The 15,373-nt window shown below is 37.7% G+C and carries 14 protein-coding genes and 1 riboswitch; of the genes, 13 read left to right on the top strand and 1 reads right to left on the bottom strand.

Annotation, left to right across the window (positions count from 1 at the left end; genetic code table 11):
* The first annotated feature begins 102 nt into the window (after positions 1-102).
* The 4 genes from IGL49_RS08430 to asnS all read left to right on the top strand — a co-directional run bounded on the left by IGL49_RS08430 (position 103) and on the right by asnS (position 6,093).
* The gene (locus tag IGL49_RS08430; protein ID WP_104854758.1) at positions 103-2,892 is read left to right on the top strand and encodes an ATP-dependent DNA helicase DinG; all 2,790 of its coding nucleotides are present in this window, start codon (positions 103-105) and stop codon (positions 2,890-2,892) included.
* A gap of 75 nt (positions 2,893-2,967) precedes the next feature.
* The gene (locus IGL49_RS08425) at positions 2,968-3,486 is read left to right on the top strand and encodes a cell wall elongation regulator TseB-like domain-containing protein (RefSeq protein ID WP_104854757.1); all 519 of its coding nucleotides are present in this window, start codon (positions 2,968-2,970) and stop codon (positions 3,484-3,486) included.
* 38 nt (positions 3,487-3,524) lie between these two features.
* Positions 3,525-4,724, top strand: coding sequence for a pyridoxal phosphate-dependent aminotransferase (locus tag IGL49_RS08420; RefSeq protein ID WP_104854756.1), 1,200 nt, complete (start codon positions 3,525-3,527; stop codon positions 4,722-4,724).
* A 16-nt stretch (positions 4,725-4,740) separates the two neighbouring features.
* Positions 4,741-6,093 (top strand): asparagine--tRNA ligase, encoded by a 1,353-nt coding sequence (asnS, locus tag IGL49_RS08415; RefSeq protein WP_002376912.1) that lies wholly within the window; start codon positions 4,741-4,743, stop codon positions 6,091-6,093.
* A gap of 48 nt (positions 6,094-6,141) precedes the next feature.
* Here asnS and IGL49_RS08410 read toward each other — a convergent pair whose 3' ends face one another.
* On the bottom strand, positions 6,142-7,101 hold the full coding sequence (locus IGL49_RS08410) for a Gfo/Idh/MocA family protein (protein WP_104854755.1): 960 nt from the start codon (positions 7,099-7,101) through the stop codon (positions 6,142-6,144).
* A 166-nt stretch (positions 7,102-7,267) separates the two neighbouring features.
* On the opposite strand from IGL49_RS08410, the gene IGL49_RS08405 reads away from it, so the two are divergent.
* The 9 genes from IGL49_RS08405 (at position 7,268) to IGL49_RS08365 (ending at position 15,115) form a co-directional block, all read left to right on the top strand.
* Positions 7,268-7,792 carry a hypothetical protein gene (locus IGL49_RS08405; protein WP_002382789.1) on the top strand — a complete coding sequence of 175 codons (525 nt, stop codon included), beginning with the start codon at positions 7,268-7,270 and terminating at the stop codon, positions 7,790-7,792.
* Positions 7,793-7,851: 59 nt separating this feature from the next.
* On the top strand, positions 7,852-8,031 hold the full coding sequence (locus IGL49_RS08400; RefSeq protein ID WP_002384259.1) for a hypothetical protein: 180 nt from the start codon (positions 7,852-7,854) through the stop codon (positions 8,029-8,031).
* Between the two features lie 99 nt (positions 8,032-8,130).
* Entirely contained in the window at positions 8,131-8,772 is a 642-nt protein-coding gene (locus IGL49_RS08395) for a glycoside hydrolase family 73 protein (RefSeq protein WP_002366997.1), read from the top strand.
* A 19-nt stretch (positions 8,773-8,791) separates the two neighbouring features.
* On the top strand, positions 8,792-9,478 hold the full coding sequence (locus IGL49_RS08390) for a hydrolase (RefSeq protein ID WP_002356802.1): 687 nt from the start codon (positions 8,792-8,794) through the stop codon (positions 9,476-9,478).
* A gap of 146 nt (positions 9,479-9,624) precedes the next feature.
* Positions 9,625-9,722: riboswitch (purine riboswitch) on the top strand.
* Between the two features lie 154 nt (positions 9,723-9,876).
* On the top strand, positions 9,877-10,458 hold the full coding sequence (locus IGL49_RS08385) for a xanthine phosphoribosyltransferase (RefSeq protein WP_002356804.1): 582 nt from the start codon (positions 9,877-9,879) through the stop codon (positions 10,456-10,458).
* Between the two features lie 2 nt (positions 10,459-10,460).
* Entirely contained in the window at positions 10,461-11,780 is a 1,320-nt protein-coding gene (locus tag IGL49_RS08380; RefSeq protein WP_164982985.1) for a nucleobase:cation symporter-2 family protein, read from the top strand.
* Between the two features lie 327 nt (positions 11,781-12,107).
* A complete protein-coding gene (gene purK / locus IGL49_RS08375; protein ID WP_104854754.1) occupies positions 12,108-13,223 on the top strand; it encodes a 5-(carboxyamino)imidazole ribonucleotide synthase in 1,116 nt (371 codons plus the stop codon).
* 42 nt (positions 13,224-13,265) lie between these two features.
* Positions 13,266-14,561 carry an adenylosuccinate lyase gene (purB, locus tag IGL49_RS08370; RefSeq protein WP_104854753.1) on the top strand — a complete coding sequence of 432 codons (1,296 nt, stop codon included), beginning with the start codon at positions 13,266-13,268 and terminating at the stop codon, positions 14,559-14,561.
* A 182-nt stretch (positions 14,562-14,743) separates the two neighbouring features.
* Positions 14,744-15,115 (top strand): DoxX family protein, encoded by a 372-nt coding sequence (locus IGL49_RS08365; protein WP_002359784.1) that lies wholly within the window; start codon positions 14,744-14,746, stop codon positions 15,113-15,115.
* The last annotated feature ends 258 nt before the right edge of the window (positions 15,116-15,373 follow it).

Here is a 15,373-nt window from a genome sequence, read left to right as displayed (position 1 = left end):
TTTGTTTCAGGCTCTTTCTTATCATAATTGGAAAAGATTTCAAGAGAATTTTTGAAATACTAGTGAAAATCCTATAAATTGTAGTATAATTTTCAAAGATGAATGAAAGGCGTGAAGTCATTGAAAGACAAACAAGTGTATGCAGTAGTTGACCTTGAAACGACTGGAACAGATCCTACAAGTGATCGGATCATTCAGTTTGGATGCGTTCTCGTTCAAGATGGAAAGATTATTGCGAACTTTGCGACAGATGTGAATCCCAATCAAGTAGTACCAAAACAAATTCAAAGTTTAACGGGGATTAGTAATACGCAAGTTCAAAAAGCGCCTTATTTTGAAGATGTAGCACATACAATTTATCATTATCTGGAAGATACTATTTTTGTGGCGCATAACGTCCACTTTGATTATAATTTTTTAGCTCGTGAACTGGTACGGTGTGGCACGCCGCCACTTACTATTCCAGCCATTGATACAGTGGAATTGGCACAGATTTTTTTACCGACAGAAAAAAGTTTCCGTTTAAGCGATTTGTCCGAAAGCTTAGGTTTATCTCATGAGAATCCCCATCAAGCAGACAGTGATGCGCAGGTTACAGCCGAACTTTTGTTATTAATTCAAGAAAAAATGAAATCTTTACCATTAGTCACTATGGAAAAAATTGCGGAATTAAGCCAACAGACAGCGCGGGAAACCAGTGCCTTTATTCAACAAACATATGAACAAATGAAAAAACAAGTGACACCATTAAATCCAGCTTATCAAGTGGTCAGTGGCATTGCTTTACGCAAAAAAGAAGTCCCTCTTTTTGAAGAAACGTTCTATCAGACTAGTACGTATCCCAAAACTAAAAAAGCCAAAGAAAAACTATTTGGCGAACGTTTCGCTTATCGTACGGAACAGAGTCGGATGATGAATTTAGTCTATAATCATTTTACAGAGGGAACGACAAAAGATTTATTTATTGAAGCAGCGACTGGAACGGGAAAAACATTAGGCTATCTGTTGCCAATGAGCTATTTAGCAACGCCAGAAAAACCAGTCATTATTTCAACTGTTTCGATTGTTTTACAAAATCAATTAGTGGAAAAAGATTTACCGTTAGCTAATCAAATCTGCCAAGGAAAATTACGAGGCATTGTTATTAAAAGCCATCGACATTATCTTGATTTACAACGCTTTAAGGCAACCTTGAATCAGCCAACACCGCAAAAACAATACGCTCTTTATCAAATGGGCGTTCTCGTCTGGTTGCTAGAAACAGAAACGGGCGATTTAGATGAACTACAATTGACGAATTTAAATCATTTATTCTGGAAAGAAGTTACACATCGCGGGTTGGATTTTCTTTCAAAAAAAGATGAACTTTATGAAGTTGACTTTTTAAGACATCTGTATAAAAAAGTCGCTCAAAGTAACGTGTTGATTGTTAATCATGCATTTTTGGCGCAAGAGTCACTAAGAAAACAACCGTTATTACCTGAAAGTCCGTGGCTAATTATTGATGAAGCACATCATTTACCAGACATCGCTAGTCGGATGGCAAGCGAACGAGTAAACAGTGTGATACTAAAAAAACAAGTCACGCATTTTATTGAAAAAGAACAACTTTTTGTTGCTTTACAGCAAATTTTTCAACAGTTTTCTGAAGAGCAGCGGTTTGTAAAAATTTATCAGCAAGGTTTACTGGATTTTGTGGATGAATGGCAAGATTTTCTTTTTGAATTGCATCGTTTATTTAGTAAAACGCAGAAGCGGATAGACCATCAGGAGTTGCTTTTAACCAAAGAACGCATTGATTATTTATCTGCTGCAGGAGAAAAACATAGTCAAACGCTCCAGCTTTTACTGCAGGAGCTGTTAACTATTCAAAGTAAGTTACAGCATACAATTATGAGTCAGTTGGAAACCTTTAGTTTGGCTGATCGCATCGTTTTTGTTCGCTTATTTCAATTTTTTGATGAAATTGAACGTATTCATCACTGTTTTACCATTTATCTTGATGATTGGCGTCCACGTTGGGTAAAAGAATATTTACCACAAAATGAAGACCATGGCTTGATTGAAATTCATGACTTAGAAGCTAGTTTGCTTCCTGAAACAAAGTGGTATCCGCGGTATGAACGAATTATTTATACAAGCGGCACATTGAAGTTTGGCAACAATAAAAAGTATTTACCGCAACGGTTAGGTTTAACAGAGGTGACGTTCAAAACCCTGCCAACGCCATATAACTATGCAGAAAATGCGCGAGTCTATGTACCGGAAGAAGCAGTAGCCATTCAAAATGCCTCTTCCTATGAAATGGGTCAATACATTTCAGATACCATTGAAAAATTGATGGCGCAAGAGGAACGTTCGATGTTGGTTCTTTTTACTTCGCATGAATTATTGTCCACCGTGTATCATCAAGTCCAGCCAAGATTATTGGAAAAAGGACAAGAGGTCCTCGCCCAAGGGATTAGCGGCAGTCGTGAAAAAATTCTTAAACGGTTCTCTAATGGAAAACCAAATGTCTTGCTAGGAGCCGATAGCTTTTGGGAAGGTGTGGACTTACCAGGAACAACTTTACAGTTATTGATAGTTACGCGTTTGCCTTTTGAAAACCCGAAACGACCACTTGTGCAAGCAAAATACGCCTATTTAGAAGCAGAAGGGATACAACCATTTGCTCAAGAAGCGGTACCGAAAGCAGCCTTACGTTTGCGACAAGCACTGGGCCGTTTAATCCGTTCTGAAGAAGACAGAGGGGCATTGCTGATTCTGGATCGTCGTTTAGTCACTGCAAAATATGGCAAACGATTAATCAAAGCGTTTCCTAAGGGACTCTCAGTAAAAGAAGCGCCCATGCCTGAAATTTTAGAAGAATTAAAGGAATTTTTAAACAAATAATCGATTATTTTTAGGTCATATTTGTGAAAGGCCGCTATTTTTCTGCTATAATAAGACCCAGTAAGTTTAGAGAGGATGGAAGGATTTTTGGAGGAATTAGAAGAAAAGAAAGAGAAGAAACGGATTACTGTCCTTTTAACCCTATTGGCAATCCTTTTAGCAATTCTTGTTACAATAATTATCTTTTTTGTACGAACCAATCAACCAATGGCTCAAGCCAAAAAAGAAGCAACCGCAATTGCCAAAACTTCTGCTAATTTAGAAAAAGTTGATAAATTTTACTGGTTTACACGCAAAAATACGTATTTTACTTTAACCGGCAAAAATGATAAAGGCACAGAGATTGTCGTGATTGTCCCTAAATCGGGAGAAAAAGTCACGGTCTTAAATCAAAAAGATGGTCAAACTGAACAACAAATAACAGACATTGTTGCTAAAGCCCATCCCGATGAATCGGTGATTAAAGCTACGTTAGGGCTTTATGATAAGCGCCCCGCATGGGAAGTGGTCACCGAAAATGATCAAGGAGTCCTGACGTATTATCTGATGAGCTTTGATAAAGGCGAAGAGATCAACGTTGTCAAAGATATTTAATTTAGATAGGTTTTGATGAAAGTGGGAGTGAAAGGTGTATGAACGTATCAAATCGAGCACAGCAATTGACTCCTTCTGTTACATTAGCAGCTGCCGCCAAAGCGAAAGCATTAAAAGCAAAAGGTGTAGATGTTTTAAGCTTAACGGTCGGGGAACCAGATTTTGTAACCCCGAAAAATATTCAAAAAGCAGCAATTGCTTCAATTGAGGATGGAAGAGCAAGTTATTACACACCTTCTGGCGGTATTCCTGAATTAAAGCAAGCAATTGTTTCTTATGTGGAACGAGAATATCAACTTCGTTATCAACCCAAGCAAGTTATTGTGACAGATGGTGCCAAATATGCGCTGTATTTATTATTTCAAGCCATTTTGAACGTTGGGGACGAAGTGATTATCCCTGTCCCTTATTGGGTAAGTTATGGTGAACAAGTCAAGTTAGCAGAAGGCAAGCCAGTATTTGTATCAAGCACGCAAGAGCAATCATTTAAAGTGTCAGTCGCACAGTTAGAAGCTGTACGAACAGACCAAACAAAAGCAATCATTTTAAATTCACCATCTAACCCAACTGGCGTTATTTATACGGAAGAAGAATTACGCCAAATTGGTGAATGGGCAGTTGCCCATAATATCCTCATTATTGCAGATGATATTTATGGTCGTTTGGTGTACAATGGACATCGGTTCACACCAATTGCAACCATCTCAGAAGCAATTCGTCAACAGACAATCATTATTAATGGCGTTTCCAAAACATATGCAATGACAGGCTGGCGCATTGGTTTTGCAGTCGGGGATGAAAAAATTATTCAAGCAATGACCCAACTCGCTTCACAATCCACCAGTAATCCAGTCGCAGTTAGCCAATATGCGGCAATTGAGGCTTTAACAGGTGAACAGTCGACAGTCGAAGATATGCGTCAGGCCTTTGAAAAACGCCTGAATCATATCTATCCAAAAGTAGCAGCTTTGCCAGGTGTATCGCTAATAAAACCTGAAGGCGCCTTTTATCTATTCCCGAATGTCAAAAAAACGTTAGAAATTTGTGGGTATGATAACGTGACTAACTGGGTGGAAGATTTATTACAAGAAGCGCATGTTGCTCTGGTAACGGGAGAGGGCTTTGGTGCACCAGAACATGTGCGGATGAGCTATGCGACAGATTTAATGACGTTAGAAAAAGCGATTGAGCGAATGAACGACTTTATAGAAAAGAAACGGATTCAGCACAACGCCTAAAAGAATAAACTAAGAAATGAACGGAGAGACAAACGTGGAACAAATTCAAATTATTGATTCAAACAAACATGTTGGAGAAACAGTAAAAATTGGCGCTTGGATTGCTAACAAACGCTCAAGCGGAAAAATTGCTTTTTTACAATTACGTGACGGGACAGCCTTTTTCCAAGGTGTCGTGTTCAAACCAAACTTCATTGAAGCCTTCGGTGAAGAAGCTGGTACAGAAAAATTCCAAGAAATTAAACATTTATCACAAGAAACAGCAGTCATGGTTACTGGTGTTATCAAAGAAGATAGCCGTTCTAAATTCGGCTATGAAATGGATATCACTGATTTAGAAGTTGTTGGCGCTTCAGAAGATTACCCAATTACGCCGAAAGAACACGGCACAGACTTCTTAATGGATCATCGTCATTTATGGTTACGTTCAAGCAAACAACATGCGATCATGTTAGTTCGTAACGAAATTATTCGTGCTACTTACGAGTTCTTTAACGAACAAGGATTCATTAAAATTGATAGCCCAATTTTAACAGGCTCAGCACCAGAAGGCACAACAGAATTATTTGAAACAGATTACTTCGGACAACCAGCCTTCTTATCACAAACAGGTCAATTATATGCAGAAGCTGGTGCGATGGCATTTGGCAAAGTCTTTACTTTTGGACCAACCTTCCGTGCGGAAAAATCCAAGACTCGTCGTCACTTAACGGAATTCTGGATGATTGAACCAGAAATGGCATACACAACTCATGAAGAATCACTAGATATTCAAGAAGCCTACGTAAAACATTTAATTAAATCGGTATTGAAAAATCAACAATATCCATTGGATGTTTTAGAACGTGATACAGCGTTACTAGAAAAATATGTTTCGGAACCATTCAAACGTATTACTTACGATGATGCGATTGAGTTATTACAAAAAGAAGAAGCAAACAATGATTATGATCACATTGAATGGGGCGAAGACTTTGGTAGTCCACATGAAACCTTTATTTCAAATTACTATGGCGTCCCAACGTTCATTTTAAACTATCCAAAAGCAATTAAAGCCTTTTATATGAAACCACATCCAACACGAGAAGATGTTGTAATTTGTGCCGATTTAATTGCACCAGAAGGTTATGGTGAAATTATCGGTGGTTCAGAGCGTGCAACTGATTATGATTATTTGAAAGAAAAAGTAGCTGAGTTTGGCTTATCAGAAGAAGAATACAGCTGGTATTTAGATTTACGTAAATACGGTTCTGTGCCACATTCTGGCTTCGGGTTAGGTTTAGAACGTGCTGTTACGTTCATTACTGGTAATGAACATATTCGTGAAGCGATTCCGTTCCCACGTATGTTAAATCGTATTTATCCATAGAGAACAAATAAAAAAAGAGAACTTCAGCTTTTGCTGAAGTTCTCTTTTTTACGCCTGCCATAATTTTTGCATCTGGTCCAAAATATCAATGACTTCTGTCGTGAAAAATAAGGAACGGTTGGGTTGTGTACCTTTGATTGCTTCAACCATATTGTAGATTTCGTAATTCATGGCTTCAGCTGAGTACCCAGAAACAATGGTCTCAACCGTACCGTCGTTGTAGTGAACAATCGCTTCATCTGCGCGTGGATAATCTGTAATGGTAATATAGGCATCCTCAAAAGCAACAATTCCTTGCTTTGGCATTTTTGCTTGGAATGTTAATGAAATAGTAGCCAACTCATTTTCTTTATTGCGAAGCAACGTCACCGATTGTTCATCAACGCCAGTAGAGAAGGGAACCATGCTAGAAGCTAAAACGTCTGGCTGTGAGCTGAGAAACCAACGAGCAAACGAAACCGCATAAGTACCAATATCTAACAATGCGCCGCCTGCTAGGTCAGGATTAAAAAAACGATTTTTAGGATCGGGTTCTTTGTAACTTCCAAATGGTGCTTGAATCATTTTTAACTGACCAAATTTGCCAGCATCCATCAAGCGACGTAATTCGTCGTATAGTGGCATGTTAAAAATAGTCATGGCTTCTGCTAAAATAAGGTTATTTTTTTCTGCAACTGCCAAGGCTTGTTTTAATTCTGCAGCGTTCATCGTAATAGCTTTTTCACACAACACATGTTTTCCAGCCTGGAGCGCTTTTAAAATGTGTTCAGCATGTTGTTTATTTGGCACTGCTATATAGACAACATCGATCGTTTCATCTGCTAGTAATTCTTCATAAGAACCATAGGCTTTAGGGATTGAATAATCAGAGGCAAATTGTTCTGCTTTAGCCAATGTCCGTGAAGCAACAGCTGCAAGTTGGCTAGTTTCTTGTTTAAACGTTGAAGCAAATTCGTGGGCAATCCCACCTAATCCTACGATGCCCCATTGATATAATTTTTTTGTCAAAAGAAGTCCTCCTAATCTATGCAATTTCTTCAAATCTTCTTCATTATTTATTATACTGTAAACAAGAGAAATTAGAAAACAAGGACAATTTTGTAAATATGATAAAATCCAGAGATAAAAAGATGCTTTTTTTAGAGAATTTCAGTAAAATAGAAAATGGAGGCGAATGATTATGCATCAAGTTTATGTAGATATTATTGTTGACGCAATTATTGAACAGTATCAAACAGAAGAAAATTTTTACTCCGCTTATCAAATTCAAGCAGCCGATTGGCAAGCTTGGAAAGAAGGCCAATTTGGTTTGGACAATGAAGTCATGCAAAAAATTAAGAATTTGTTTACGGATTATGAGTGGATGCTGACTCAAAAAATACTCCGTCAAACCATCTTATTTCCGGAAAAACGTAACCTAGCTGTTTCGGAATATAAACGGCTAAAAACAACAATTGCCAAAAAATGGCTGCAATCTGATTTGGGCGTTGTAGAATTGATTCCTAACAATAAACAGGAACAAGAAATTGCCGCTGGTTATATCGATTTGAAAGTGACACTGGCCTATGGGGAATGGGGTTTTGATGATATTATTACATTCCGGTTACCCGCTACGATTCAACGACAATTAGAAGGCTCAAAAGTTGAATTATTAGATTGGGTCAATGAAAATCTGATGGATACTTACGTAGGTGAATAACGAATAGGAAGGATGGTCTTTTGAAATACACAATTGCTGGGATTTTATCTGTGATTATTATGTTTGGTGCGGTAATTTTTGTCTTTTTTGGCAAAAAGCCAGTTGAAGAATCTGTTCACACATCAACTGAAACAACAGTGAAATCATCCACTAAAATTTCTGAAAGTAGTACAGTTTCTTCAACTGCTACCACTGAATCAAGTACTGAAATCACGAGCGTAAGCAGTGATGAAAGTTGATAATTTTCTGTGAAAATGATACAATTATTCGGTTATAGTAACAAATGAAATCAATCACGAAAGTGAAAGATAGTGAAACATTTTATCGGAAAATAAAAGATGAAGTGGGGAATTAATGAAGTGAGCAACTATCAGAAAAAAAGAAAAAAGCAGCTGAATTTGCCAAAGTTATTCTTAGGCGTAGTTGTCGTCGGTTTGGCCTTTGTCTTTTCGTTATCTGTCCTTTCTGATTCAGATAAGGGACAAAGCGAGTCAGTCAATCGCCAAAATGAAAACATCTCAAAAGAAGAATTTGTTGCTGAAATCACACCATATGCACGTGAATTACAAGAATCTTACGGGGTGTTACCAAGTATTATTATGGGGCAAGCAGTTTTAGAATCAAATTTTGGACAAAGTCAATTAGCATCGAAATATAACAATCTTTTTGGGATTAAAGCATATGGCAATCAACCAAAAGTCAATTTAGAAACAAAAGAGTATGTCAATGAGGTCTGGATTACGATTCAGGGTGATTTTCGAGTTTATGACAATTGGGAAGAATCCATGCGAGATCATACCAAGTTATTTGTTGATGGGGTCGATTGGGATCCAAATTTATATGAAAAAGTCTTGTTAGCCAAAAATTATAAAGAGGCTGCACAAGCGCTTCAAGATGCTGGATACGCAACGGATCCTACATACGCTGATAAGATCATTCATGTAATTGAAGAATACAATTTAAATAAATACGACCGTTAAGCATGGAGGAACGATGACAATGAGCGAAAAGTGGATTCCAGAAATTATGACGCCGCTGAAACAAGATATTGTAAAAATGCCAGAGATTATTCGGCAAGCCAGTGGCATTAAAATTTTTGGCCGTAAAATAAAATCAATTATTTTTACGACAGATATTGCGATTATCCGCAATACGGATGCACAGGCAGTGATTGCTGTATATCCTTTTACACCGCATCCAGCGATTACAAAAGGCATTATTGAAGCAGCGGATATTCCTGTCTTTTCAGGAGTCGGCGGCGGTTTAACGCAAGGCATGCGTTCTGCTTATATGAGTTTATTTGCAGAAGCACAAGGCTCAATGGGTGTCGTTTTGAATGGTCCTACACCAATTGAAACAATTAAAATGGTGGATGAAGCAATCGATATTCCTATTATCAGCACAGTAACTTCTATTCATACGCCAATTGATGAAAAACTTGCGGCTGGCGTGGATATGATTAATATCAGTGCAGGAAAAGACACTGCAGCCACTGTACGCTATTTTCGTGGCAAGTATCCAGAATTACCGATTATTGCAACAGGAGGACCAACTGAATCGAGTATTCATGAAACCATTATCGCCGGAGCGAATGCTATTACATATACGCCCCCTAGTAACGGTGAATTATTCAGCAAAAAAATGAAAAAATATCGTGAACAAGAAAAAGCAACCGATGAAGAATAAAAAACGCTTTGGCAGGATAGACTGCCAAAGCGTTTTTGGCTATTTAATGTTCGCTTTTACGGAACAATGGAAGAATGAACCAATTATTTGAAAATTCTAATGAAAAAAAGTTGTTAAACCATTGAAAGTTAGAGATTTTTGTACTATCCTAGAGAAACATAGAAGCTTGTATAAGGTCAAAATACGGTTGACCGTCTCTACCCAGCACCGTAAATGCTGGTCTATAAGTGAAGAAGAGCGGATAGCCCTTTTTTGCTTTGGCAAAATGGGCTTTTTTCTTTTGTTAGAACACGAATATAAATAGCACTTTGTTTTATTTCGTTCGTTTTTAACGAACCGTCCTTTCCTCAGGATGAGAACAAAGCATCTATCGAAAAATAAGTAAAGGAGTTCATATTGTGAAGGAATTAGTCGAACGTATTAAAAATGATGGCCGTGTATTAGGTGAAGGTGTTTTAAAAGTAGATAGTTTTATTACGCACCAAGTGGATCCAGAATTGATGGAGGCTATGGGTAATCGTTTTGCTGAGGTTTTCGCAGAAGCAGGCATTACCAAAGTAATTACAATTGAAGCATCAGGAATCGCTCCTGCCTTATACGCAGCGCAAAAATTAGGCGTGCCAATGATCTTCGCTCGTAAGGCAAAAAGTTTAACCATGGATGAAGAGCTTTTAACGGCTTCAGTTTATTCATTTACAAAACAAGTGACCAGTCAAATTTCAATTTCAAGAAAATTTTTATCTGATGCTGATAAAGTGTTGATTATTGATGACTTTTTAGCTAACGGACAAGCTGCCAAAGGATTGGTAGAATTATGCCAACAGGCTGGTGCAAAGGTTGAAGGAATTGGTATCGTAATTGAAAAATCATTCCAAGATGGTCGTCAGTTATTAGAAGACATGGGCTTAAATGTAGTCTCTTTAGCACGTATTGCTTCATTAAGTGAAGGAACGGTGACGTTTTTAGAGGAGGATGCATAATCTTGGAAACAAAACAATTGAATACACCACAACAGACGGAAACACCAAATGGGAAAGCCGCCGTTTTAGGATTGCAACATTTATTAGCGATGTACGCTGGAGCAGTTGCCGTTCCTTTATTAATCGGAACCGGCTTGAATTTTGATTCGCAACAAATGACGTATTTGATTTCAATCGATATTTTTATGTGCGGCGTTGCGACACTTTTACAATTAACGGTGAATAAGTTTTTTGGGATTGGCTTGCCAGTCGTTTTAGGTTGTGCCATTCAAGCAGTTGCACCTTTAATCATGATTGGTACGAACAAAGGGGTTGGGGCAATTTACGGTTCAATTATTGCTTCGGGCATTTTTGTCGTTCTGATTGCAGGATTTTTCTCAAAAATTAAACGTCTATTTCCGCCTTTAGTCACCGGCACAGTTATTACAGTTATTGGTTTGACCTTAATTCCTGTTGCTGTTGAAAAAATGGGTGGCGGCTTAGCAACGGACAAAAATTTTGGTGATCCTAAAAACTTGCTCCTTGCATTTGTAACAATTGCCTTAATCATTGTTGTACAAGTTTGGGGACGTGGCTTTATCAAGTCAATTGCCGTGTTAATCGGCCTAGTCGGTGGCACAATTTTAGCTGCGTTTCTGGGATTAGTTGATTTGTCACCTGTTGGTCAAGCTACGTGGTTTCATTTTCCGCAACCATTTTATTTTGGCAAACCAACGTTTGACCTTTCTTCTATTGTGTTGATGATTATTATTTCAATTGTTAGTATGGTTGAATCAACAGGTGTTTATTTTGCTTTAGGAGACATTACAGGGAAGAAAATTGGCGAAGATGATTTACGTCGTGGGTATCATGCAGAAGGTTTAGCCGTTATTTTAGGTGGGATTTTTAATACGTTTCCTTATACAGGTTTCTCTCAAAATGTCGGGTTAGTTCAATTATCTGGGATCAAAACACGTCGACCAATTTATTTTTCTGCTTTTTTCTTAATTATTTTAGGCTTATTACCAAAAATTGGTGCGATGGCTCAAATTATCCCGGAGCCAGTTTTAGGCGGTGGAATGCTGGTTATGTTTGGAATGGTGGCTGTCCAAGGAATGCGCATGTTGTCAAAAGTTGATTACTCAAATGACAAAAATTTATTGATTATTGCCATTTCGATTGGCTTTGGTTTAGGCTTTAATATTATGCCGACGCTCTTTAATAAAGTACCAGAAACTGTTAGCATGTTTACTGGTAATGGGATTGTCATGAGTAGCATTACCGCGATTGTTTTAAATCTTTTATTCAATGGTTTAAAAGAAACCCCAGAAAGTAACGAATAGTTTCAAAAAAGTATGATAGATAAGGTCAGGTGGCTTTTCTTTCATACTTTTTTGGCCTAATCATCGTTTAGAAAAATTTAATGTTTTCATCAATTTGAAGAGAATAAGAGAAAAAAGCTTGGTTCCAAAGAGACGAGTAGTAAGTTACCGCTGTTTTATCCTAAAGTACGTTAATAAATTCTGATGAGAAAACCTAATGGAAACACTGCTGGCACTTGAAGTTGAGCCTTTTTCCTTGTATCATGTAAAAAGAGCACTCTTAAAGGCTAGACTGCGACGAGAAACCGCAGAAGGATTTTAAGGATAAAACTGTGATGGAAAGTTGTGATGAACTTGGATAAACCACTATTACCTGGTCAAGTGATTGGTATCATTGGTGGCGGACATTTAGCAAAAATGATGGCCCTTAGTGCAAGAGAAATGGGGTTTCGAGTGGGTGTGCTAGATCCACAAATTGATTGTCCTGCTGCACAAGTTGCCGATTGGCAATTATTAGGAGCATATAATGATCCTGAAGCGTTAGAGAAATTGGCAAAACGTGCCCAAGTGATTACGTATGAATTTGAACATGCAGATGTTGATGCGTTAACAGCGATTCAACATTTGGCGAATATACCGCAAGGAACAGACATTTTAGCGATTACGCAAGATCGTTTAATGGAAAAAAGTTTCTTGGAAGATAATAATATTGTGATTGCACCTTATGCAACGATTGTTAGTCCGACTGATATTCAAGAAGCAATTGATGGCATTGGTTATCCGTGTATCTTGAAGAATACGCGAGGGGAAGGTCGTTATGTACTACATAGTACTTCAGACTTAGCGCCATCCATGAATCTTCTGAGAGAAGGAACCTGTGTCTTAGAAGCTTGGATTCCTTACGAAAAAGAATTATCTGTTCTGATTTCTGGTAATGGTCGTGGCGAATTTGCGACATTTCCAGTTGTGGAAACAATTAAAAAAGAGCGTAAGCTACATGAAACGATTGCACCAGCCCGAATTGATGAAGAAGTCAGTGGTGAGTTGCAACGAATTGCTAAGGTGATTGCTAAAGCAGTTGGTTTAGTCGGCACCCTTTCAATTGAAATGTTTTATACAGAAACAGGCGGGATTTATGTAAATAAAATTTTACCTCGTCCAGAAGATGCCGGGAATTTTTCAATAGATGCTTGTTCTTTTAGCCAATATGATACGCATATTCGTGGTTTATGTAATTGGCCAATGCCAACGATTCAACTGTTGTCTGAAGCGGTCACGGTCAATGTGCTTGGAAATGAAGCCTATGAAACAATGGACATTATTAATGAACATCCAGATTGGCATTTCCACTATTATGGCCACAGTGAAGCAAAAGCACAACGAGCGATGGGGCATATTACTATATTAACCAGAGAAATCGATGAAACACTGGAAGAAATTAAAGAAACAAAGATTTGGTCGTAATTATTTTTCAAAAATTGAGGAGTAAAGAGGGGATAAGGCACAATGATTGATCGTTATACAAGACCCGAAATGGGCGCAATTTGGACAGATGAGAACCGGTACAAGGCATGGCTAGAAGTTGAAATTTTGGCGGATGAAGCTTGGGCAGAACTTGGCGAAATTCCTAAAGAAGATGTACAAAAAATCCGAGAAAATGCATCATTTGATGTTGCACGTATTTTAGAAATTGAAGCAGAAACACGTCATGATGTTGTCGCTTTTACTCGTGCCGTTTCAGAAACGCTTGGTGAAGAGCGAAAATGGGTGCACTATGGGTTAACCAGCACAGATGTTGTGGATACTGCCTATGGTTATCTATTGAAACAGGCGAATGATATTTTACGGAAAGATTTACAAACATTTACGGAGATTGTCGGAGCCAAAGCTAAAGAGTATAAACATACGGTCATGATGGGAAGAACGCATGGTGTTCACGCAGAACCAACTACATTTGGTTTGAAATTAGCGTTGTGGTATTCTGAAATGAAACGCAACATTGAACGTTTTGAACATGCAGCCAAAGGTGTCGAAGCCGGTAAAATCAGTGGAGCCGTAGGTACCTTTGCCAATATTTCACCATTTGTTGAAGAATATGTTTGCCAACATTTGGGGATCCGTGCTCAAGAGATTTCGACACAAGTTTTACCACGTGATTTACACGCAGAATATGTTTCTGCCATGGCATTAATTGCGACAAGTATTGAAAAATTTGCAACAGAAATTCGTGGTCTACAAAAATCAGAAACACGTGAAGTAGAAGAATTTTTTGCAAAAGGACAAAAAGGATCTTCGGCAATGCCGCATAAACGGAATCCAATTGGTTCTGAAAATATGACTGGTTTGGCACGTGTGATTCGTGGTCATGTCATTACTGCCTTTGAAAATGTGAGTTTGTGGCATGAACGAGATATTTCTCACTCGTCTGCTGAACGGATTATTATTCCCGATACGACGATTTTGCTAAATTACATGTTGAATCGTTTTGGTAATATTGTCAAAAACTTAACGGTCTTCCCAGAAAATATGAAACGTAACATGGATGCGACCTATGGACTAATTTACAGCCAACGTGTCTTATTAAAATTGATTGACCATGGCATGACACGTGAAGAAGCGTATGATCTGGTCCAACCAAAAACAGCTTACGCATGGGATCATCAAACGGCGTTCCGTCCGTTGTTAGATGCGGATGAAAAAATCACTTCTGTCTTATCAAAAGAAGAGCTAGATGATGCCTTTGATTACCATTATCATTTAAAAAATGTTGACACGATTTTTGAACGTGTTGGTTTAGGATAACAAGAAAGCGAGAAGAAGGAGGATTCTTCTCGCTTTTCTCTTATAATGTTATAAACTGAAGGATTAAAAAACAAACGTATTGTTAAATACGTTTGTTTTTTCTATACTTTTTTCGATTTATCCTTTACAATGTAACTTAAATAGTTACATTGGCTATTTAATGCAAACAAAGGAGGAGAAGTATGGATAAACAACAACGAGGCATTCAAGTGATTAGAATTTGGCTAGGGGTGACGATGCTAATTCATGGAGTGATGAAAGTAACGTCATTGGAAGATACTTTAGCATTTTTTGCTAGTATTGGTTTGCCAAGTCTTTTTGTTTATGGTGTAGCGGCAATTGAATTAATTGGTGGATTATTTATGATTATTGGCTTTTTAATTCCATTGGTATCAGTAGGATTCATAGCAGTTTTAGTCGGAGCTATTTTTTCTTTTGGTTTGGCAAGTGGTTTTAGTGGTTATGAGTACGAATTATTTTTAGCAATAACCAGTTTGGCTATTTTGGTTAGCTATGCCGATAAAAAGTATCTTACGTTAAAACTTTATTTTTAATAAATCAATGCAATAAAGAGTTGGTCAAACCAGGTGTTATTGCGAAAAAAGCCCTAAAACAGTGATATTTAACTGTTTTAGGTTTTTTTTATCAAAAAGGTCAAAAAAGGTCAATTTATTTATTGACCTTTGCTGACCAATGGAGTATAATAAATTTATAAGGTTTACGAATACCTTAACTTTTGAAGAAATCCATCAAAAGTCGGATAATAATAATTGTAAAGAATGTTAAAATAAAAAAGACAAAACAATAAACGG

Source organism: Enterococcus sp. DIV1337a, from assembly GCF_051712285.1.
GTDB classification, from domain to species: domain Bacteria; phylum Bacillota; class Bacilli; order Lactobacillales; family Enterococcaceae; genus Enterococcus; species Enterococcus faecalis.
This window is presented reverse-complemented; position numbering and strand designations above follow the sequence as displayed.

Excerpts from the sequence above, each read along its gene's own strand:
- purB (WP_104854753.1), top strand. The coding sequence starts at position 13,266 with ATGATTGATCGTTATACAAGACCCGAAATGGGCGCAATTTGGACAGAT.
- IGL49_RS08430 (WP_104854758.1), top strand. The coding sequence starts at position 103 with ATGAAAGGCGTGAAGTCATTGAAAGACAAACAAGTGTATGCAGTAGTT.
- IGL49_RS08395 (WP_002366997.1), top strand. The coding sequence starts at position 8,131 with ATGAAGTGGGGAATTAATGAAGTGAGCAACTATCAGAAAAAAAGAAAA.
- IGL49_RS08405 (WP_002382789.1), top strand. The coding sequence starts at position 7,268 with ATGATTATGCATCAAGTTTATGTAGATATTATTGTTGACGCAATTATT.
- IGL49_RS08425 (WP_104854757.1), top strand. The coding sequence starts at position 2,968 with ATGGAAGGATTTTTGGAGGAATTAGAAGAAAAGAAAGAGAAGAAACGG.
- asnS (WP_002376912.1), top strand. The coding sequence starts at position 4,741 with ATGAACGGAGAGACAAACGTGGAACAAATTCAAATTATTGATTCAAAC.
- IGL49_RS08390 (WP_002356802.1), top strand. The coding sequence starts at position 8,792 with ATGAGCGAAAAGTGGATTCCAGAAATTATGACGCCGCTGAAACAAGAT.
- purK (WP_104854754.1), top strand. The coding sequence starts at position 12,108 with ATGAACTTGGATAAACCACTATTACCTGGTCAAGTGATTGGTATCATT.
- IGL49_RS08365 (WP_002359784.1), top strand. The coding sequence starts at position 14,744 with ATGGATAAACAACAACGAGGCATTCAAGTGATTAGAATTTGGCTAGGG.
- IGL49_RS08400 (WP_002384259.1), top strand. The coding sequence starts at position 7,852 with ATGTTTGGTGCGGTAATTTTTGTCTTTTTTGGCAAAAAGCCAGTTGAA.
- IGL49_RS08420 (WP_104854756.1), top strand. The coding sequence starts at position 3,525 with ATGAACGTATCAAATCGAGCACAGCAATTGACTCCTTCTGTTACATTA.